This is a genomic window from Mesorhizobium loti (genome assembly GCF_003148495.1).
Classification (GTDB): domain Bacteria; phylum Pseudomonadota; class Alphaproteobacteria; order Rhizobiales; family Rhizobiaceae; genus Mesorhizobium; species Mesorhizobium loti.
Map to the genome: position 1 here is coordinate 1 of NZ_QGGH01000005.1, position 18,688 is coordinate 18,688.

The following is an 18,688-nucleotide window of genomic DNA, read 5'->3' on the forward strand; positions in this document are numbered from 1 at the left end:
TTCAGGACCACGGACGGCGAGGCGCAGATCGTTGCTGTACGGCAAGGGCTCGGGATGACGACACTGCCGTGCTTCATTGGCGATGCCGACCCCCTGCTGGTGAGGGTGCCGGGCACCGAGCTGCACATGTACGGAACGCTCTGGCTTCTCACGCAGGGGGAGACGCGCAAGACGAAGCGCGTGCGGCTCTTCACGGAGTTCGTATCCCGCAGGCTCGCCGCGCACGCGCCGCTTCTCGCGGGGCTTTCTGTATCGCGCGAGGCGACGGGTCAGCCGTAGCCGGTTCTGACCTCAGGCAGGCGCGCCGGCAACCGATCCCCTGACCACCAGGTCGACCGGCCAGACCTCGCCGCGGGCGCCCTCCTCCAGTCCCGAAATCCGTGCCGCCAGCCGCTCGGCGACACGGGCGCCGGCGAGACGGATGGATGAACGCGTCGTCGACAGCGGCACCGAAAAATTCTCAGGCCTCAGCCAGGGGAAGACATCGTCATGGGCGATCAGCGACACGTCGCCCGGAATGCTCAGGCCAAGGTCGCGCACCGCACGCACGACGCCCAGCGCCATGATCAGGCTGGAGCAGGCGATCGCCGTCGGCGCATCGCCCGCTTCCAGCAAACGCCTGGTGGCGCGATAGCCGTTCTCCTCGGTCATATCAACCGAGCAGACATGGTGCTCGCCCAATGTCAGCCCGCTCGCGGCAAGCGCCCGGCGCACACCGCGTTCGCGATGGATGGCGAAGGTCTCGCGATCATCACCGTTGATCAGCGCCAGCCGCCGGTGGCCGAGCTGGATCAGCAGCCTGGCCGCCTCGCGGAAGGCGCCCTCATTGTCGATGTCCGTGAAGGCATAGTCGAAATCGAAACCTTCGCTGCGGCCATGGACGATGAAGGGAATGCCGAGCGTGTTGACCAGCGCCACGCGCCGGTCAGCGGGCCTTGGCGAGGAGATGTAGACGGCGTCGACCTGCCGGTTGGCGACGATGCGTCGGTAGGTCGTCTCCTGGTCGTCGGCGTCGGCCGGCGACAGCACCAGGTCGAGTTCGTGCGAGCGGGCGTAGTCGCCGAGGCCGGACAGGAACTCGACGAAATGCGGATCGATGTCGACGGCGGCACCGGTAGGCAGGACATAACCGATCATACCGGTCTTGCCGGTCGCCAGCCGGCGCGCGCTCGGATTGGGGCGGTAGCCATGGCGCTTGGCGGCATCCATCACCCGCCTTCGCGTTTCCTCGTTGACCTCGGGATAGCCGTTCAGAGCGCGGCTTACCGTAGTCTGCGAAAGTGCCAGCATATGGGCGAGCTGCTTGAGGTTCACGAAAGGTCTCCATTCCCTCAAAGCGCTTTTAAATTGAATCGACCCAAGTGCCGTAGGGGCCGGTCCATAGGAGGATGAACCATAGACGCGGTTTGGGCCGGTTTGAAACAAGAATTGCTGCTGCGCTGCCATAAAAGCATGTTGCAGTGCACTTTTTCTGCCGCAAATGCGCGAAGTTAAATCGATTAGCTCGCCAGCCTCTTGACTTCCAGGCGATTCAATGGCGAGATCAAAAAAGCCAAAGCGCTTTGGAAGACTCTTCGAAAGGTTGCGGTTCCTTTCTGACTGAGTCACAGTCCTGCGGCGTCGGCGGGCGGAATGGAGGTTCCGTCCGGTGTGTGTGACCCACTGGGAGGAATACCGATGAAGAAAATGCTTTTGCTGGGTGCTGCGTTTGCCACGCTCGCCCTGAACGCGCCCGCGCATGCCGAATTGAAGTTCAAACCGGGTGAGGACAAGCGCTTCAACTGGGCGAACTACGAAGAGCTCAAGAAAGTCGATCTCAAGGGTGAGACGCTGACGATCTTCGGACCGTGGCGCGGTGAGGACGAAGGCCTGGTGCGCGGCGTTCTCGACTATTTCTCGGAAGCCACCGGCGTCGAGATCAAATACTCCTCCTCGGAGAATTACGAACAGCAGATCGTCATCGACACACAGGCCGGCAGCCCGCCGAACATCGCCGTGCTGCCACAGCCGGGCCTGATCCAGGACCTGGCATCGAAGGGCCTTTTGACACCCCTCGGCGACGACACCGCGAAATGGGTCAAGGACAATTACGGCGCCGGCCAGTCATGGGTCGATCTCGGCACCTTCAAGGACAAGGACGGCAAGCCGGGCTTCTTCGCGTTCCCCTACAAGGCCGACGTGAAGTCCCTGGTCTGGTATTCACCGGACAATTTCAAGGAAGCCGGCTACACGGTTCCGAAGACGCAGGAAGAACTCGCCGATCTCGAGAAGAAGATCATTGCCGACGGCGGCAAGCCGTGGTGCATCGGCCTCGGCTCCGGCGGCGCCACCGGCTGGCCGGCGACCGACTGGGTCGAAGACCTGATGCTGCGCACCCAGGCTCCGGAAGTCTACGACAAATGGGTGAAGAACGAGATCCCATTCAACGATCCGGCGGTGGTCAACGCCATCGACATCTTCGGCAAGATCGCGACCGACGACAAGATGGTCGACGGCGGCGCCAAGGCGGTTGCGGCGACCGATTTCCGCGACAGCCCGAAGGGCCTCTTCTCGGTGCCGCCGAAATGCTACCTGCACCATCAGGCATCGTTCATCCCGACCTTCTTCCCGGAAGGCACCAAGGTCGGCCAGGACGCGGACTTCTTCTACTTCCCGCCCTATGCTTCCAAGCCTGAACTGGGCACGCCCGTGCTCGGCGCCGGTACGCTGGCGATGATCACGAAAGACAGCAAGAGTGCCCGCGCGTTCATCGAATTCCTGAAGATGCCGCTCGCCCATGAGATCTGGATGGCCGAGGGTGGTTTCGTGACGCCGCTCAAGTCGGTCAACAAGGATGCCTACGCCAGCGACGCGCTGAAGAAGCAGGGCGAAATCCTCGCCAACGCCTCGACCTTCCGCTTCGACGGTTCCGACCTGATGCCCGGCAAGATCGGCGCCGGCGCGTTCTGGACCGGCATGATCGACCTGGTCGGCGGCAAGTCCGCGCAGGATGTCGCCACCGACATCCAGAAGAGCTGGGACGCTATCAAGTAGGCGGCCGACGGAGCTAAGCAGCCGATCGTTCGGCTGGACGTTTGGACTATCCCATCCCAAGTGGATCCGGGCCCTGGAGGCCCGGATCCGACCGGCGGCCCGTGCCGCAGCGACTATCATGAGCACACAGACATCCGGCATGAAGCGCGATCAGCAAAAGGGAAAACCCGTCTTGCCTGGCGATCGCGCTCTGAACAACTGAATCGGCGCATCTCACCGCCCGGACCGTTCGGCTTTGGCTGATGATGCGCAGGGGGAGGGACCCATGGCGGCTCAGATTTTCTCGGCCATTTTCGTCATCATCGTCGGCGTCGGCGGTTGCGTCGCCTATTTCTGGGGCGCCAACAAGCTGGTCGACCTGATATTCCCGTCGCGCGGCGTTGCCGGTGCCGCGGCCATCGACAATCTGCGCCGGCAGGGGCTGGTCCGTCCCTGGCTGTTTGTTGGCCCAGCGATGATCATCCTGACCATCTACCTGATCTATCCGGTGGTCGAGACGCTACGGCTGTCGTTCCTCGATCGCGGCGGCATCAATTTCGTCGGCTTGGCCAATTACGAATGGGCCTTCGGCGACCGCGAGTTCCGCAACTCGATCCTCAACAACATCATCTGGCTGGCGGTCGTGCCCGCCGCCTGCACCTTCCTCGGGCTGATCATCGCCGTGCTCACCGACAAGATCTGGTGGGGCACGATCGCCAAGAGCCTGATCTTCCTGCCGCTGGCAATCTCCTTCGTCGGCGCCAGCGTCATCTGGAAATTCATCTACGAGTATCGTGGCGAGGGCCAGACGCAGATCGGCATCCTCAACGCCGTCATCCAGCATTTCGGCGGCCAGCCGCAGGTCTGGATATCGCTGCCGTTCTGGAACAATTTCTTCCTGATGGTGATCCTGATCTGGATCCAGACCGGCTTTGCCATGGTCATCCTGTCCTCGGCCTTGCGCGGCATTCCCGAGGAAACACTGGAAGCCGCCGTTATCGACGGCGCCAATCCGTTCCAGATCTTCTGGAAGATCATGGTGCCGCAGATCTGGGGCACCATCGCCGTCGTCTGGACCACGATCACCATTCTGGTGCTCAAAGTGTTCGACATCGTGCTGACCATGACCAACGGCCAGTGGAACAGCCAGGTGCTGGCCAATCTGATGTTCGACTGGATGTTCCGTGGCGGCGGCGATTTCGGCCGTGGCGCCACCATCGCCATCATCATCATGATCGCGGTCATTCCGATCATGGTCTGGAACATCCGCCAGGCGAACAAAGAGACGGGAGGACATTGAGATGGCCGTTGCGACCGGAAATTCCTTCGCCAGCCGCTTTGGCGTCCACATCGCCGTGCTTGTCTTCGTCGCGATCTGGACCATACCGACGCTCGGCATCCTGGTCTCGTCGCTGCGCGACAAAAACCAGATCATCGCCTCGGGCTGGTGGAATTCGTTCTCCAGCTCCACCCAGACCGAAGCCGGCCGGCTGCCGGCCGCCTCTACGCAAGTCGAAAAGGACGGCAAGTTCGTCCTTCAGGGCAACATCTTCGGTGACGGTGCTGCCCGCAACATCAGCGCCTTCGGTGTCAAATCGGCGGCACCGACGCAATATCCCGCCGGCACGACAGCCGATCTCGGCGACGGCGTGACATTGCTGCTCAACGCCGACGGCAGCTTCGTCATGGCCTCGCCCAAGGCGTTCGAAGGCGATCGCGGCCAGCGCATCTACTATGCCTCGTCGGCGCCGCCGAAATTCACCACCGACAACTACAAGACGGTGTTGTTTTCGGAGGGCATCGGACGGTCGTTCATGAACTCGCTGACCGTCACCATCCCGGCGACCGTCATCCCGATCCTGATCGCCGCCTTTGCCGCCTATGCATTGGCCTGGATGCGGTTTCCCGGCCGGGCGCTGCTGATCGCGGTCATCATCGGCCTGCTGGTGGTGCCGCTGCAGATGTCGCTGATCCCGCTGTTGAAACTCTACAACGGCGTCGGCTCTTTCTTCGGCATGCCGTCGAAAACCTATCTCGGCATCTGGCTGGCGCATACCGGCTTCGGCCTGCCCTTCGCAATCTACCTGCTGCGCAGCTACATTGCCGGCCTGCCGCGCGAGATCATGGAATCGGCGCGCATCGACGGCGCCAGCGATTTCGAGATCTTCGTCAAGATCGTCTTGCCGCTGTCGTTCCCGGTGCTGGCTTCGTTTGCCATCTTCCAATTCCTGTGGGTATGGAACGATCTGCTGGTGGCGATGGTTTTCCTCGGTACAGAGGCAGACCAGATCGTGCTGACCGCCAAGCTAAACGCCCTGTTGGGCTCACGCGGCGGCGACTGGGAGATCCTGACGACATCGGCTTTCGTGACCATCATCGTGCCGCTGATCGTCTTCTTCTCGCTGCAGCGCTATTTTGTCCGCGGGCTGCTTGCCGGCTCGGTGAAAGGAGGCTGAGACGATGCAATCCGCTTTGAAGGCCAACTCGAAGCCTGATCTCGCCATCGATCGCGACTGGTGGCGAGGTGCGGTGATCTACCAGATCTATCCGCGCAGCTACCAGGACTCGAACGGCGACGGCATTGGTGACCTCAAGGGCATCATCGGGCGGCTGCCCTACATCGCGGCACTCGGTGCGGACGCCATCTGGATTTCGCCGTTCTTCAAGTCGCCTATGAAGGATTTCGGCTATGACGTGTCAGATTACTGCGACGTCGATCCGATGTTCGGCACGCTGGCTGATTTCGACGCGCTGACAGCCGAGGCACACAGGCTGGGCCTCAAGGTGATGATCGACGAGGTGCTGTCGCACACCGCCGACAACCACCCATGGTTCAAGGAAAGCCGCTCGAGCCGCACCAACCCGAAGGCCGACTGGTACGTCTGGGCGGACGCCAGGCCGGACGGCACGCCGCCCAACAACTGGCTGTCGATCTTCGGCGGCTCGGCCTGGCAATGGGACACCAGCCGCCAGCAATATTACCTGCATAATTTCCTGGCCGAGCAGCCCGACCTCAACTTCCACAACCACGACGTCCAGGACGCGTTGCTCGACGTCACCCGTTTCTGGCTGGAGCGCGGCGTCGACGGCTTCCGGCTCGACACCATCAATTTCTACTTCCACAGCCAGGGCCTGGAAAACAACCCACCGCTGCCGCCGGAAGAGCGCAACGACCAGACCGCACCGGCGGTCAACCCCTACAATTACCAGGACCATCTCTACGACAAGAGCCGCCCCGAGAACCTCGGCTTCCTTGAACGGTTCCGCGCCCTGCTCGATGAATATCCGGCAACCGCCGCGGTCGGCGAGGTCGGCGATTCGCAGCGCGGACTGGAGGTGGTGGCTGCCTACACCGCCGGTGGCAAGCGCGTGCACATGTGCTATTCCTTCGATTTCCTGGCGCCGGAAAAGATCAGCGCGGCCAAGGTCCGCTCGGTGCTGGAATCCTTCGGCAAGGTGGCCAGCGACGGCTGGTCATGCTGGGCCTTCTCCAACCATGACGTGATGCGCCCGGCCTCGCGCTGGGCCGCCAATGAGGCCGACCCGACCGCCTACCTCAAGGTCATCTCGGCGCTACTGATGTCGTTGCGCGGGTCGGTCTGCATCTATCAGGGCGAGGAGCTTGGGCTCGGCGAGGCCGACCTTCGGTTCGAGGATCTGCAGGACCCCTACGGCATCCGCTTCTGGCCTGAATTCAAGGGCCGCGACGGCTGCCGCACGCCAATGGTGTGGGACGGCAGCGCCAAGAACGGCGGCTTCTCCTCGGCAAAGCCTTGGCTGCCGGTGCCGGCCAAGCATCTGGCGCAAGCGGTCAATGTCCAGCAGGGCGACGAGACTTCGCTGCTCGAACACTACCGGCGCTTTCTCAGCTTCCGGCGCGCCCATCCGGCCCTGGCCAAGGGCGATATCACCTTCATCGAAAGTGAGGGCGACACCGTCGCCTTCACGCGCCGCGCCGGCAACGAGCAGATTGTCTGCGTCTTCAATCTGGGCGCCAGGCCGGCCGAGGTTGACCTTGGCAACCGATCGCTGCAACCTTTGCCAGGACACGGATTTTCGGGGCAGACGAGCAGCGGCGCCATAAAGCTCGGCGGCTACGGCGCCTGGTTCGGGCGTATCGACTGAATTTCAAATCACTTGAATTTCAAACTACTGGGAGGAAACCAATGGCCGATGTCACGCTAAGACAGGTGAAGAAGTCCTACGGCAATCTGAATATTCTCCACGGCATCGACCTCGATATAAAGTCGGGCGAGTTCATCGTCTTTGTCGGCCCGTCTGGCTGCGGCAAGTCGACCTTGCTGAGATCGATCGCCGGGCTCGAGGAAATCACCTCCGGCGAGCTCAAAATAGCCGGCGAAGTCGTCAACGACGTGCCGCCATCGAAGCGGGGCATCGCCATGGTGTTCCAGTCCTACGCTCTCTACCCGCACATGACCGTCTACGACAACATGGCGTTCTCGATGAAGATCGGCAAGGAGAACAAGGCCGAGATCGACCGCCGTGTGCGTCAGGCCGCCGAGATCCTGCAGCTGACCAAATATCTCGACCGCCTGCCCAAAGCGATGTCGGGCGGCCAGCGCCAGCGCGTCGCCATTGGCCGCGCCATCGTGCGTAATCCGAAAGTGTTCCTGTTCGACGAGCCGCTTTCAAACCTCGACGCCGCGCTTCGCGTCGCCACCCGCATCGAGATCGCCAAGCTCAAGGAATCGATGCCCAACACGACCATGATCTACGTCACCCACGACCAGGTCGAGGCGATGACGCTGGCCGATCGCATCGTGGTACTCAAGGAAGGCCATATCGAGCAGGTCGGCACGCCGATGGACCTCTACAAGAAACCCGGCAATCTGTTCGTCGCCCAGTTCATCGGCTCGCCGGCCATGAACATCCTACCCGCGACCATCGACAAGACCGGTAACCCGACCGTCGTCAGCCATGTCGGCGGGCGCAAGGCAACCGTGCCGATCACGACGCCGGCTTCGGCAAAGGGCACCGCGGTGAGTTTCGGCGTGCGGCCGGAAGATCTGATCATCTCCAGCGGCGCTGACTATCTGTTCGAGGGAACGGTCGACTATGTCGAGCAGCTCGGCGAGGTCCAGCTGGTTTATATCGACATCGGCCGCGCCGATCTGCCGCTGGTGACCAAGCTGCCCGGCAATGTCGAGGTCAAGCGCGGTTCGACATTGCGGCTGAGCGCCAATGGCGAGGACTTGCATATCTTCGATGCGGACGGACATTCCTTTGCGCTGCAAAAGCCGGAAGCAAAGGCGGCCTGAGGCAGGACCACGTCTCGGACGTAAAAAGAGCAGCGGGCTTGGCCCGCCGCTCTTCTTCTGAAGATCAGCTTCGGCTGTTAGTGGCCGAAGAGATTCCGGTCGCTGCCCTGAGGGGCGGACTTCTGTACGTCACCCGACGAATTAAGCAGCTTCTCGACGAGGCCACCGCTGTTGCGGATCGAGCTCGTGTGCGAGGTGTCAACCGAAGTGACGGCAGGCTGGTTGGCGCTGTTGGAGCCAAAGTTGTCGCTGCCGGCGAAGGCACTGCCGGTGATGGCCAGAACGGTGGCGGCAGCAATGAGGATCTTGTTCATTTTAGTCTCCTGAATTTTTCGAGCCTCTCCAGGGCGGCGGGACAGACCCGCCGTCCGCGTGGGTTGGCTGTTAGTGGCCGAAGAGGTTACGGTCGCTGCCCTGAGCAGGCGTCTGAGCAACCGGTTCCGATGTCTTGGTGGAGGCCGTGTACGACTGGTCCACCGCGGCTGCAGGCTGATTGGCGCCATTGGAGCCAAAGTTGTCGCTGCCGGCGAAAGCGCTGCCCGAGATGGCCAGAACCGCGGCGGCAGCAATAAGGATCTTGTTCATTTTAGTCTCCTGAATTTTCTGGATTTCGCCAGGACGGCGGGCAGACCCACCGTCAACTGCGAATCCGCTGTTAGTTGTTGCCGAAGAGGTTGCGGTCGCTGCCCTGGACGACGGGCTGCTTTTCAGCCGGAGCCGACTTCTGCTGGACCGAAGCCGTATATGAGGTGTCAACCGAAGTGACGGCAGGCTGGTTGGCGCCATTGGAGCCAAAGTTGTCGCTGCCGGCGAAAGCGCTACCCGAGATGGCCAGAACGGCTGCGGTAGCAAGAATGATCTTCTTCATTTCAAGTCTCCTGAATTTTTGGATTTCGCCAGGGCGGCGGGCGAGCCCGCCGTCAACTGGTGATTCGGCTGTTAGTGGTTGCCGAAGAGGTTGCGGTCGCTGCCCTGAGCAGGCGTCTGAGCAGCCGGTTCCGACTTCTTGATCGAAGCGGTGTACGAGCTGTCGACAGCAGTGGCTGCGGGGACGTTCGAACCGTAGTGGTCGCTACCATTAGCGAAGGCGCTGCCGGAAATGGCCAGAAGGGCGGCGGCAGTGAGAATGATCTTTTTCATTTTATGTACTCCAGTATTTTTCCCGTCCGTCTAGCGGCGTGTCTTGGGAGGAAATCGCGTCGTTCGGACAGCCCCGATGTGGTAGGGCCGGTCTGCCTTTTCCAATCACGAAGTTGTTCCATGTGGACCATGAATCAGGCGCTTGAAATTGCGCTCCAGGCTCCCCACGGGATAATTTTTTCAATATTTATCAAACAGTTAGTATAATCACGAGTACTCACCGCTTGGGCGGTTTTTGAGCCGGCGTTCACACCGTCCTGCACGCACTGTCAACAGAAACGAACCGTTCGGTTCGATTTTAGAACGAGCTAATAGTCACTTTTCGAAACTGTAACCTTTTTTGACCCCGGTCAGGGGTCGGTTTCGAGGAGATTGCAGACGGGAATGGCCGCCGCGGCGACAGGATTTCAGCTCCGCAATCGCCAACCGGAACGTTTCGCGTGCGTGTCGCGCCGCATGGATACGATGTCGCTTTCATGCCGATGTCGAAATCGCTGTCGTGGTTAGATCATGCCATCTCAGGTGCCGCTTCGTGACGACGAGGCGGAGAATTGGGAAGCCGGTCAGAATCCGGCGCTGCCCCCGCAACGGTGGTGGAGTTCAAGTCGCAACGGGAGACCACTGGGCAACTGCCTGGGAAGGTGTCGCGATGGTCCGCAAGGACAACTCCAGAGCCCGGAAACCAGCCCGAGATGTTTGAACTCGACTGATCGCGGTGGGCGGTCAAGAGGTGGATCGTGCATGTCCGGCGCATTGCCGGCCTGCGTCCAATCCTTCCTCCGTCACCACCAGTTCAGTCCTTAAAAGCAAGGACAGGACATGGATATCCGCAACGACATGCTGAGGCTCTTGAACAGCCGCCGGCAAGGCTTTTCTCTGGAGCAGCCCTTCTACACCGATCCGGACTATTTCAAGCTCGACATGGAGCTGATCTGGTATCGCGACTGGCTGTTCATCGGCCACGATTGCGAGCTGCCGAAGCCGGGCAGCTATATCACTGTGCAGATCGGCGACTATCCGGTCGTCCTTGTCCGTGACCAGCAAGGCAAGATCAACGCCTTCCACAATTCCTGTCGCCATCGCGGCAGCCGCGTCTGCAACACAGAGAAGGGTACGGCGGCAAAGCTCGTCTGCCCCTATCACCAGTGGACCTATGAGCTCGACGGTCGTCTGCTGTTTGCCCGCCAGATGGCCGACGGTTTCGACAAGAGTGAGTTCAGCCTGAAGCCGATCGCCTGCGAGAGCGTCGGCGGCTACATCTTCATCTGCCTGGCCAAGGAGCCGGCGGACTTCGCGCCGATGCGGGCGATGATCGAACCCTATCTTTTGCCGCACCGTTTGCGCGAAGCAAAGATCGCCTTCGAGAGCACGATCATCGAGAAGGGCAACTGGAAGCTGGTCTGGGAAAACAACCGCGAGTGTTACCACTGCGCCGCCAATCATCCCGAGTTGTGCAAGACCTTCCCCGAAGCGCCGACCGTGACCGGCGTCAACGGCGCCGACAGCGACCCTGAGATGGTCGCGCACTGGGCCAAATGCGAGGCATCAGGCCTGCCGAGCAAATTCCGCATCGATCCGGCCGGACAGTATCGCGCCACCCGCGCGCCGCTGCTGCGCGATGCCGTCAGCTATACCATGACCGGCAAACTGGCGGTGAAGAAGAACCTCTCCGACACTGTCTCCGCCGACCGGATCGGCACCTTGATGCATTATCACTATCCGACGACCTGGAACCACATCCTCATCGACCACGCGGTGACGTTCCGGGTGCTGCCGATCAGCGCCACGGAAACGGCGGTGACGACCAAGTGGCTGGTGCACAAGGATGCGGTCGAGGGCATCGATTACACCATCGAAGACCTCACCCATGTCTGGACCGAGACCAACGACCAGGACCGCCGCATCGTCGAGGAAAACGCCTTCGGCATCCTGTCGCCCGCCTATGAGCCCGGCCCCTATTCGGAGCTGCATGAGGGTGGCGTGATCCAGTTCGTCGAATGGTACGCGTCGTTCATCGGGCCGCGCCTTGCCGAGGGCGGCCGGCCGGCGCTGCGCAGCGTCGCCTAGCACAAAACAAAAGGGACAAGAGGATGAATGCGATGACGGATCTTGGCCTCTATCGCCATCTCGACCAGATGACACCGTGGAACGACAGGCTGCAGGTGCTGGAAGTGATCGGTGTCAGCGACGAAGCGCCCGATGTGAAGACCTTCACCTTCCGCTCCGACAACCAGACCTGGTTCCGCTACAAGCCCGGCCAGTTCGTGACGCTGGAACTGCCGACCGCCGACGGGCCGCTGATGCGTACCTATACGCTGTCGTCCTCGCCGTCGCGGCCGTTCTCGATCGCGGTGACGGTGAAGGCGCAGGCGGGCAGCGTCGGCACGCGCTGGATGTTCGACCATCTGACGCCGGGCTCGCACGTCAAGGCCTATGGGCCGACCGGCGATTTTTCGCTGCACAGCCACCCGGCGGCCAAGTATCTGTTCATTTCGGCAGGCTCCGGCGTGACGCCGATGATGTCGATGCTGCGTTGGTTGAATGATTGCGCGCCATGGACCGATGTCGGCTTCGTCAACTGCGCGCGCCGCCCGGAAGAGATCATTTTCCGCAAGGAGCTCGAACTGCTCGGCAGCCGTATGCCCGGCCTGTCGCTCGGCTTCATGATCGAGGAGCGGTCGAGCCGCGAGGGCTGGTTCGGCCATATGGGCCGCATCGATGCGATCCGGCTGCCATTGCTGGCGCCCGATTTCCGCGAGCGCGAAATCTTCTGCTGCGGCCCCGATCCCTTCATGCGCGCCGTGCGCGGCATGCTGGACTCCGCCGGCTTCGACATGACAAAATTCCATCAGGAGAGCTTTGCGGCACCTGTCGTGGAAGAAATCCCGGCCCCGTTCACCTCGCCGGCGGAAAACGGGGCCGCCATTATCGTCGAAGCCGCGACGCCGATCCGTTTCGCGCTTTCGGATGTCGACGCCGAATGCGTCGCCGGCCAAACGGTGCTGCAGACCGCGCGGGCCTCGGGCGTGCGCATTCCCGCCGCATGCGAGTTCGGCCTGTGCGGCACCTGCAAGGTGAGGAAGGTCTCGGGCGACGTCGAGATGAGCCACAATGGCGGCATCCTCGATCACGAAATCGACGATGGTTTTATCCTCGCCTGTTGCTCAAAACCGCTTTCGGCGCTCGAAATCGAGGCGTAATCCGCTTGGAGTCGCCGCCGCACGTTGACTTGCCAAGAAAGAATCGAGCGTTTACAGGCGTTACAAGCTGAGCGGCCGCGCCGACCGACGATTGCTCGCGCAGCTGCGGGGGCCAAGAGCAATGCATCATAGCGATGTATACGCAATTTCGAGCAAGGACATTGTTTTTGAATCCTTCGACGGCGAAGCCGTCGTGCTCGATCTTTCGAGCGGGAAGTATTTCGGATTTTCCGATTCGGGCAGCAGAATCTGGCAAGCGCTATCGTCTGGCGTCGATGCCCAGGTTCTGATCGGGCTGACCGCTGGCGCCTCGACGATAGGCCGGGCTGAACTCGAAGGCTTCGTATCGCAATTGCTCGAACTGGGGCTGCTGGTTTGCCTGGATGCGCCACCGCAGCCGCTGCCCAGCGAATTGCTTGCCGAGCTTGCCGCCACGAGCGAGCCGCTCACCGTGAGCGTTCACGACGACCTGGCGGACCTCATCATCGTGGATCCTATCCATGAGGTCGAGGAACCCGTTGGCTGGCCGGCGGTCAAGCAGGCATCCTGACGAGCAGCCGGTTGCATCGCGATAGAAGGGCGCTGGACTTGGCCATGTCGCGCGTCACTCTCGAAACCTTGCCGGATTACGCCCGATATCTCATCGCCGCCGCTGAGCGCGCGGCCGCATACAATCCTGTCGCGCGCAAGATCCGCCTGCCCCGGCTGGAGCTTACCGCGCATCTCGGCCCCGGCGTGCTGGCGGATGCGCTCGACCATGCTTTTGTCGAGACCAGGGACGATCAACCTGAAACGTCCAGTTGCCGCATTTTCATCGTTCATCCAGGCATCCCCGGCATCCCCGAGCCGGCCAAGTGGGGCGACGCGCATTTCACCGAGCACGGCTTTGCCAAGCGGCTCGCTGAGACCGGGCTGCGTGGCCACCATTTTCACGATCTCGACTTCTGGCAGTTCTACGATCCGCAACGTCGCGTTGGCGTGCAATTGATGGCCTCGGCCGACGCCTTTCCACCGTGGGAGCCGGGAGCGCCGCTGCGGGCTTTCCTGCATTGGGAATATGCGGCGCGCGGCATGCGCCTTGCCCATGCCGGCACGCTCGGCGCCAATGGCAAGGGCTTGCTGCTGGCCGGCGCGGGCGGCGCCGGGAAATCCGGGACCGTCGCTGCCGGCCTCCTCAACGGCCTGGACAGCGTCGGTGACGATTATGTGCTGATCGACCTCGCCAACGGCGTGACTGCCTGCCCGCTGTTTGCAACACTCAAGCAGGATCCCCAGGGGTTTGCGCGGCTTGGGCTGAAGAACCGCCTGCCGGCCCATGGTCCGCTTAACTGGCAAGGCAAGCATACGTTTCACATTGGTGACATTGCGCCTCGGCCGGTGCCTGACACTCTGGACATCGTTGCGCTGGTGGTGCCACATATCGGTGGTGGCGGGGCAAGTTCGATCATGCCGGTGTCGCGCAGGGATGCCATGATTGCCTTGGCGCCATCCGGCATTGCGCAGATGCCGGGCGAGCGGGAAAGCGGCTTTCGCTTCTTCAGCGACCTGACCCGCCTGCTGCCATGCTACCGTCTGTCGCTGGGAACGCAGCCACAGGAGATAGCCGGCACGATCGCGGACTTTCTCGCGCGGAGCGCTTCATGAAGCTGAGCGTGATAATGCCTGTCTACAATCGCGAGCGCTATGTCGTTTCGGCATTGCGCTCGCTGGTGCGGCAGCGTGACGCCGCCGATCTCGACATCATCGTCATCGATGACGGTTCGACCGACGGCTCGGCGGAGGCCGTTCGTTCGATGATGCGCGAGACCCCCTGCATCCGCCTGTTCCAGCAATCCAACATGGGCGTCGCCAAGGCGCGCAATGCCGGGCTGCGGCAACTGCCGCCGGACGCCGCGTTCGTGTCGTTTCTGGATTCTGACGACATCTCGCTGGCCGGGCGGTTCAAGACGGATCTCGCGCGCTTCAAAGCCAATTTCGGCCTCGAGCTGACCTATTCGCTGATGACGCTGGCCGACCGGATCGACGACGAGCGGCTGGAGCCGACAGCCGACAGCCGCACGATGACACTTCGTGGAATTTCGCTGGGCACCGCCCTGTTCAAAAGGGGGCTTGTCGACCGGATGGGCCAGTTCGATGAGGATTTCGAGCAGGCCGAGGACACTGATTATCTGTTGCGCGTTTTCGAAACGGCACCGAACTACGAATTGGTGGACGCCGTCGCGATCTACTACCGGCGCCACGCCGGGAATGTTACCAAGGAGCATAGTGGCAGGGTCCGCAACCACTTGCGTGCGATCCACAAGTCAATGCGACGGCGCAAGGCCGATCCGTCGCTGCGAGAGGTCCAGGGAATCTTCGAACTGAAGAGTCCCGCTGATTGGCAGATGCTATGATGCTCCACACGATCGGATCGCATCGGCCAAGCCCGGAACGGTCATGGCGTCGCCAATGAGGCTGAGCGTCATCATGCCGGTCTACAATCGCGAACAATTCGTTGGCCTCGCGCTGCGCTCACTGCTTAGGCAACGCGAAAATATCGATCTCGACATCATCGTCATCGACGATGGGTCGACCGATGGCTCGGCGGCGGTCGTGCGGTCGTTCATCGACGAGGCCCCGTGCATTCGTCTTTTCCAGCAGACCAATGGCGGGGTCACCAAGGCGCGCAATGCCGGGCTGAAACAGTTGCTGCCGCAGACTCGCCTGGTGTCGTTTCTCGATTCGGACGACATCTCCCCGATGGGGCGCTTCACGGCGGATCTCGCCTGCTTCGAAGAGGATCCTGGCCTCGACCTGACCTATTCGCGCATGACGCTGGTGGACAAGATAGATGGCGAGACGCTGGAACCGGCCGCCGACAGCCACTCCATCACCGTGCGAGGGATTCACCTGTCGGCCGGGATCTTTGCGCGAGACCTCATCGAGCGCATCGGCGGCTTCGACGAGGACTTCAAACAGGCCGAGGACACCGACTATCTGTTGCGTATCTTTGAGAGCCAAGCAAAATACGTTATGCCCGATACGGTGGCTCTCTACTACAGGCGTCATCCCGGCAACATGACCAAGGAAGCCGATGTGCCCTTTCGCGAGTTCATGCGCGCCATTCACAAGTCGATGAAGCGTCGCAGGGCCGACCCCAACTTGCGCCGAGTGGAGGGAATCTTCGACTTCAAGGATCTCGCGCAGTGGCGATTCCTGTAATGGCAGGCTACGGCGTCGTCATTCCGGCTTTCAACGCGGCCGCCACCATAGGCGCGGCCCTGAACTCCGTTCTGGCCCAGACGGTAAAGGCGGAGACCATCGTCGTGGTCGATGACGGTTCGACCGACGATACGGCTGCCGTGATCGACGCGATGAACCTGCCGGTGACGGTGCTGCGGCAAGAGAATGCGGGGCCCGGAAGCGCCACGACCAAGGGTTTTGCCGCACTCTCGACTCCGTTCGTCGCGACGCTCGATGCCGACGACCTGTGGCTGGCGGACAAGATCGAAAAGCAGCTGGGCTATCTCGACCGTCATCCCGCAACAGCAGGCGTTTTTACGCACTGGCGGACGTTTCGCGGTGACAGGCCCGATTTGCCCGAGGCGGCCAGTGTGGCGGGCTGGTCGCGCACGACGATGATGATCCGCCAAGAGGTGGTGCCGACCGTCGGTCCCATCATCGATCCACCAGGCGGCCGCGGCGAGATGATCGACTGGATCGCCCGGGTTCGTGAGGCAGGCTTTGTCCTTGCCATGCTCGACGACGTACTTGCATTGCGCCGCATCAGGCCGGGCAGCCTTTCCTATGGCCGCGATCCGGAACGCGACCGCGGCTATCTCCAGGTGGCAAGGCTCGCCATGCAGCGGCGAGCCCAAAACAAGGCGGGCTCCCGTTGAAAGCCAGGCCTGTTCGCCGCATCGGCCGTCGCTTCCCGGACTATGGTTGGTCCTGGCCGACCGGCCAGCTCGACCAGTTGCTCAAGGCGGCGCTGCTCTCCGATGAAGGCGCAGCCGCTGGCTGCGCCGCGCGCTGGCTGGACGAGAACGACATCGACCTTGTCTCGTTTAGAGAACACCGGTTGCTCGCTGCCATCTCCGACAGGTTCGGCAGGAAGCTTGCCGGCCATTCCGCCTATCCGCGCCTTGTTGGCCTGCAGAAGATGCTGTGGACCAAGTCGCGCATGGCGATGCGCGAGGCCGAGCCGGCGCTGAAGGCAATGGCCGACGGCGGCGTCGACATCATGCTGATAAAGGGCGCCAGCCGTATTGCCTTGAATGCGTCGGCGCAGCGTGGCCGGGTGGCGCATGACATCGACATACTGGTGCGCCCGCGCGACATGGCTGCCGCCTTCGACATCCTGCGCGATCGCGACTGGCAGATAGCCTCGGGCGTCAGCGCGCAATATCTGCAAACACGGTTGGCGTCGCTGCGGTCGATGAATTTCTTCAAGGGCCGTTTCGGCGACATCGACCTGCACCAGCTCGGCTATGACGGGTCGCAGACGAGCGCGGAAGACGATCTGGCGATCTGGCAACGGGCGATCCCGGCCGAATTCAGCGGTGTCGCGGTCTTCGTGCCGTCGCCGGCCGATCGCATGACCCTGGCCATCGCCCATGGCGGCCTCGACGCCCACACCCATAGCGACTGGCTTGTCGATTGCGCCGTCGCCATCCATGGCGGAGACGTCGACTGGGACGTGTTCCTCGACATCGTCGGCAGACGCGGCCTGGCCGTTCCGGCGGCGGTGGCATTATCCTATCTGGCCTTTGAGATCGGCGTTGCCGTGCCGGAGCCGACACTGGCCAGAATCTTCGAGATGGCCGACCGGGCTGGCCTGTCGCGTTGGTCGTCGGTTCTGCAAGCCAAGCCGCGCACGGATTTCGGCGGCCTTGTCTGGCTGTCGCGCGGGCTTGCCAAGCAATTGCGCCTGAAGCGGAAGAAGGGCCGGTTGCAACAGGAGCCGCCCGCCAAGGCCTGGCGCGGCAGACCGGCTGCTCGCAAGCCGCAAGCCGCACCGGCGCCATTGTCGTTCTCGCAGGCCATCGCCTGTCCGCAAGCGACCGGCGACATGATGCTTGATATCACCGTCAGGATCATTGTTCCGCCGGTCCGACGCCGCATCGAAATGGAAATCAATGCCGGTGACGACCATATCGCTCGGCTGCGCGCCATGGCCATCCGGCGATCTGGCAAGGAACGCGTGCTGCATTTTCGCGGCAAGGTGACGCTCGACGGCGCGCGGGATGCCCTGACGCTCGAAGCGCGACCGTCGCGTCAGTTTCGCGAATGGAACGACGAGGCCACAGTGGCTGCCTATGGCGCCTTGCCTTTCCAGCTGCTGTCGGCGGAGTTCTCGCCGGTTGGCTGAAGAGCGAAAGCATCCGCAGCCATCAGGGGCTCGGAGTGATCAGCCTCAAGGATGGAAAATAGCTCCGGTAGCGGCCGACATCACGGGTCAGGAGCGGAAGCCTGGCGACGGCGGCATGGGCGCCGATGAAGAAGTCCGGCAACACGCCGGTCCTCGATCCTCCTGATCGGCGGTATTGCGTAAATACCTTTCCAGCAAGGAAAAGCGCGGCCCTTGGCATCGGAGCCATTTCGAGACCGGCCGCATCCAGAAAGGCCTCGAGATCCTCGATGCGGATGTAGCGAACGGCAAGTTCGGCATAGACCGCATCATTGACCAGCAACGGCCCATCAAGGCTCGCGGCCTCAAGCTGCGCAACCGACCAGTCCGCCCAATTGGGATCGTCCGTGACAAGGTCGAGCAGAACGTTGGTGTCGACGAAGGTCACGCTTCGCCACGCGTCAGCGCCATGATCGCGTCGGTCGTGAGCCCCTCGCCGGCATGGCCGCGCAACTTGGCGAAGCGGCTCGCAGGCGGCTTTTTGTCAACACGAGCCAGCACCACGCTGCCATCGGCGGCGCGCCGGAAATCGACCTTGCTGCCCGGAACGATCCCCAGCAGATCGCGGACCGGTTTCGGAATGGTCACTTGTCCCTTTGCGGTAACGGTGTTGGCCATCTTCATTCCCTGGTAATACCATATTTCAGCAAGGTATTACCTTGTGGGTC

At 62.0% G+C, this 18,688-nt stretch carries 20 protein-coding genes, 1 pseudogene and 1 riboswitch; of the genes and pseudogenes, 14 read left to right on the plus strand and 7 right to left on the minus strand.

Annotated features, from left to right (window positions below; translation table 11 throughout):
• Positions 1–279 (plus strand): annotated as a pseudogene (locus C8D77_RS19700) (LysR family transcriptional regulator); the annotation flags it as partial.
• 12 nt (positions 280–291) lie between these two features.
• Here the strand turns inward: C8D77_RS19700 and C8D77_RS19705 are convergent.
• Positions 292–1,314, minus strand: coding sequence for a LacI family DNA-binding transcriptional regulator (locus C8D77_RS19705; RefSeq protein WP_109666824.1), 1,023 nt, complete (start codon positions 1,312–1,314; stop codon positions 292–294).
• Between the two features lie 363 nt (positions 1,315–1,677).
• On the opposite strand from C8D77_RS19705, the gene C8D77_RS19710 reads away from it, so the two are divergent.
• The 5 genes from C8D77_RS19710 (at position 1,678) to C8D77_RS19730 (ending at position 8,291) form a co-directional block, all read left to right on the plus strand.
• Positions 1,678–3,033, plus strand: a complete 1,356-nt coding sequence (locus C8D77_RS19710; RefSeq protein WP_109666826.1) for an ABC transporter substrate-binding protein — start codon at positions 1,678–1,680, stop codon at positions 3,031–3,033.
• Between the two features lie 265 nt (positions 3,034–3,298).
• Entirely contained in the window at positions 3,299–4,312 is a 1,014-nt protein-coding gene (locus C8D77_RS19715) for a carbohydrate ABC transporter permease (protein ID WP_109666829.1), read from the plus strand.
• 1 nt (position 4,313) lies between these two features.
• A complete protein-coding gene (locus tag C8D77_RS19720; protein ID WP_109666831.1) occupies positions 4,314–5,468 on the plus strand; it encodes a carbohydrate ABC transporter permease in 1,155 nt (384 codons plus the stop codon).
• 4 nt (positions 5,469–5,472) lie between these two features.
• The gene (gene bglA, locus C8D77_RS19725; RefSeq protein ID WP_109666833.1) at positions 5,473–7,137 is read left to right on the plus strand and encodes a beta-galactosidase BglA; all 1,665 of its coding nucleotides are present in this window, start codon (positions 5,473–5,475) and stop codon (positions 7,135–7,137) included.
• 41 nt (positions 7,138–7,178) lie between these two features.
• Positions 7,179–8,291: an ABC transporter ATP-binding protein gene (locus tag C8D77_RS19730; RefSeq protein ID WP_109666836.1), complete on the plus strand. Its 1,113-nt coding sequence runs from the start codon at positions 7,179–7,181 to the stop codon at positions 8,289–8,291.
• 77 nt (positions 8,292–8,368) lie between these two features.
• Here C8D77_RS19730 and C8D77_RS19735 read toward each other — a convergent pair whose 3' ends face one another.
• The 4 genes from C8D77_RS19735 to C8D77_RS19750 all read right to left on the minus strand — a co-directional run bounded on the left by C8D77_RS19735 (position 8,369) and on the right by C8D77_RS19750 (position 9,431).
• Positions 8,369–8,605: a DUF680 domain-containing protein gene (locus C8D77_RS19735; protein WP_109666838.1), complete on the minus strand. Its 237-nt coding sequence runs from the start codon at positions 8,603–8,605 to the stop codon at positions 8,369–8,371.
• A 70-nt stretch (positions 8,606–8,675) separates the two neighbouring features.
• Positions 8,676–8,876, minus strand: a complete 201-nt coding sequence (locus C8D77_RS19740; RefSeq protein WP_109666841.1) for a DUF680 domain-containing protein — start codon at positions 8,874–8,876, stop codon at positions 8,676–8,678.
• A 70-nt stretch (positions 8,877–8,946) separates the two neighbouring features.
• Entirely contained in the window at positions 8,947–9,159 is a 213-nt protein-coding gene (locus tag C8D77_RS19745) for a DUF680 domain-containing protein (RefSeq protein ID WP_109666843.1), read from the minus strand.
• 71 nt (positions 9,160–9,230) lie between these two features.
• A complete protein-coding gene (locus tag C8D77_RS19750; RefSeq protein WP_109666845.1) occupies positions 9,231–9,431 on the minus strand; it encodes a DUF680 domain-containing protein in 201 nt (66 codons plus the stop codon).
• Between the two features lie 503 nt (positions 9,432–9,934).
• Positions 9,935–10,136: riboswitch (cobalamin riboswitch) on the plus strand.
• 114 nt (positions 10,137–10,250) lie between these two features.
• On the opposite strand from C8D77_RS19750, the gene C8D77_RS19755 reads away from it, so the two are divergent.
• The 8 genes from C8D77_RS19755 to C8D77_RS19790 all read left to right on the plus strand — a co-directional run bounded on the left by C8D77_RS19755 (position 10,251) and on the right by C8D77_RS19790 (position 17,981).
• Positions 10,251–11,498, plus strand: a complete 1,248-nt coding sequence (locus C8D77_RS19755; RefSeq protein ID WP_109666847.1) for an aromatic ring-hydroxylating oxygenase subunit alpha — start codon at positions 10,251–10,253, stop codon at positions 11,496–11,498.
• 32 nt (positions 11,499–11,530) lie between these two features.
• Positions 11,531–12,631, plus strand: a complete 1,101-nt coding sequence (locus tag C8D77_RS19760; RefSeq protein WP_109666850.1) for an FAD-binding oxidoreductase — start codon at positions 11,531–11,533, stop codon at positions 12,629–12,631.
• Between the two features lie 121 nt (positions 12,632–12,752).
• Positions 12,753–13,181, plus strand: a complete 429-nt coding sequence (locus tag C8D77_RS19765) for a PqqD family peptide modification chaperone (protein ID WP_109666852.1) — start codon at positions 12,753–12,755, stop codon at positions 13,179–13,181.
• 44 nt (positions 13,182–13,225) lie between these two features.
• Entirely contained in the window at positions 13,226–14,275 is a 1,050-nt protein-coding gene (locus tag C8D77_RS19770; protein WP_109666854.1) for a serine kinase, read from the plus strand.
• Complete coding sequence (locus C8D77_RS19775) at positions 14,272–15,024, plus strand: glycosyltransferase family 2 protein (RefSeq protein WP_164548555.1); 753 nt, start codon at positions 14,272–14,274, stop codon at positions 15,022–15,024. The genes C8D77_RS19770 and C8D77_RS19775 overlap by 4 nt, the downstream gene beginning before the upstream one ends.
• A gap of 55 nt (positions 15,025–15,079) precedes the next feature.
• Positions 15,080–15,832 carry a glycosyltransferase family 2 protein gene (locus C8D77_RS19780; protein ID WP_109667690.1) on the plus strand — a complete coding sequence of 251 codons (753 nt, stop codon included), beginning with the start codon at positions 15,080–15,082 and terminating at the stop codon, positions 15,830–15,832.
• A complete protein-coding gene (locus C8D77_RS19785) occupies positions 15,817–16,509 on the plus strand; it encodes a glycosyltransferase family 2 protein (RefSeq protein WP_245468679.1) in 693 nt (230 codons plus the stop codon). Before C8D77_RS19780 ends, C8D77_RS19785 begins: the two co-directional genes overlap by 16 nt.
• A complete protein-coding gene (locus tag C8D77_RS19790) occupies positions 16,506–17,981 on the plus strand; it encodes a nucleotidyltransferase family protein (protein WP_109666859.1) in 1,476 nt (491 codons plus the stop codon). The genes C8D77_RS19785 and C8D77_RS19790 overlap by 4 nt, the downstream gene beginning before the upstream one ends.
• A 22-nt stretch (positions 17,982–18,003) precedes the next feature.
• On the opposite strand, the gene C8D77_RS19795 is transcribed toward C8D77_RS19790, so the two are convergent.
• Both C8D77_RS19795 and C8D77_RS19800 read right to left on the minus strand, forming a co-directional pair.
• Positions 18,004–18,408, minus strand: a complete 405-nt coding sequence (locus C8D77_RS19795; RefSeq protein WP_109666861.1) for a type II toxin-antitoxin system VapC family toxin — start codon at positions 18,406–18,408, stop codon at positions 18,004–18,006.
• Complete coding sequence (locus C8D77_RS19800; protein WP_109667693.1) at positions 18,405–18,638, minus strand: AbrB/MazE/SpoVT family DNA-binding domain-containing protein; 234 nt, start codon at positions 18,636–18,638, stop codon at positions 18,405–18,407. Before C8D77_RS19800 ends, C8D77_RS19795 begins: the two co-directional genes overlap by 4 nt.
• Between the last annotated feature and the right edge of the window lie 50 nt (positions 18,639–18,688).

What these genes read in the sequence shown, in the direction of transcription:
- C8D77_RS19755 (WP_109666847.1), top strand. Translation starts at nt 10,251, where the DNA reads ATGGATATCCGCAACGACATGCTGAGGCTCTTGAACAGCCGCCGGCAA.
- C8D77_RS19710 (WP_109666826.1), top strand. Translation starts at nt 1,678, where the DNA reads ATGAAGAAAATGCTTTTGCTGGGTGCTGCGTTTGCCACGCTCGCCCTG.
- C8D77_RS19715 (WP_109666829.1), top strand. Translation starts at nt 3,299, where the DNA reads ATGGCGGCTCAGATTTTCTCGGCCATTTTCGTCATCATCGTCGGCGTC.
- bglA (WP_109666833.1), top strand. Translation starts at nt 5,473, where the DNA reads ATGCAATCCGCTTTGAAGGCCAACTCGAAGCCTGATCTCGCCATCGAT.
- C8D77_RS19775 (WP_164548555.1), top strand. Translation starts at nt 14,272, where the DNA reads ATGAAGCTGAGCGTGATAATGCCTGTCTACAATCGCGAGCGCTATGTC.
- C8D77_RS19740 (WP_109666841.1), bottom strand. Translation starts at nt 8,876, where the DNA reads ATGAACAAGATCCTTATTGCTGCCGCCGCGGTTCTGGCCATCTCGGGC.
- C8D77_RS19730 (WP_109666836.1), top strand. Translation starts at nt 7,179, where the DNA reads ATGGCCGATGTCACGCTAAGACAGGTGAAGAAGTCCTACGGCAATCTG.
- C8D77_RS19770 (WP_109666854.1), top strand. Translation starts at nt 13,226, where the DNA reads ATGTCGCGCGTCACTCTCGAAACCTTGCCGGATTACGCCCGATATCTC.
- C8D77_RS19750 (WP_109666845.1), bottom strand. Translation starts at nt 9,431, where the DNA reads ATGAAAAAGATCATTCTCACTGCCGCCGCCCTTCTGGCCATTTCCGGC.
- C8D77_RS19800 (WP_109667693.1), bottom strand. Translation starts at nt 18,638, where the DNA reads ATGGCCAACACCGTTACCGCAAAGGGACAAGTGACCATTCCGAAACCG.
- C8D77_RS19720 (WP_109666831.1), top strand. Translation starts at nt 4,314, where the DNA reads ATGGCCGTTGCGACCGGAAATTCCTTCGCCAGCCGCTTTGGCGTCCAC.
- C8D77_RS19735 (WP_109666838.1), bottom strand. Translation starts at nt 8,605, where the DNA reads ATGAACAAGATCCTCATTGCTGCCGCCACCGTTCTGGCCATCACCGGC.
- C8D77_RS19760 (WP_109666850.1), top strand. Translation starts at nt 11,531, where the DNA reads ATGACGGATCTTGGCCTCTATCGCCATCTCGACCAGATGACACCGTGG.
- C8D77_RS19745 (WP_109666843.1), bottom strand. Translation starts at nt 9,159, where the DNA reads ATGAAGAAGATCATTCTTGCTACCGCAGCCGTTCTGGCCATCTCGGGT.
- C8D77_RS19765 (WP_109666852.1), top strand. Translation starts at nt 12,753, where the DNA reads ATGCATCATAGCGATGTATACGCAATTTCGAGCAAGGACATTGTTTTT.
- C8D77_RS19780 (WP_109667690.1), top strand. Translation starts at nt 15,080, where the DNA reads ATGAGGCTGAGCGTCATCATGCCGGTCTACAATCGCGAACAATTCGTT.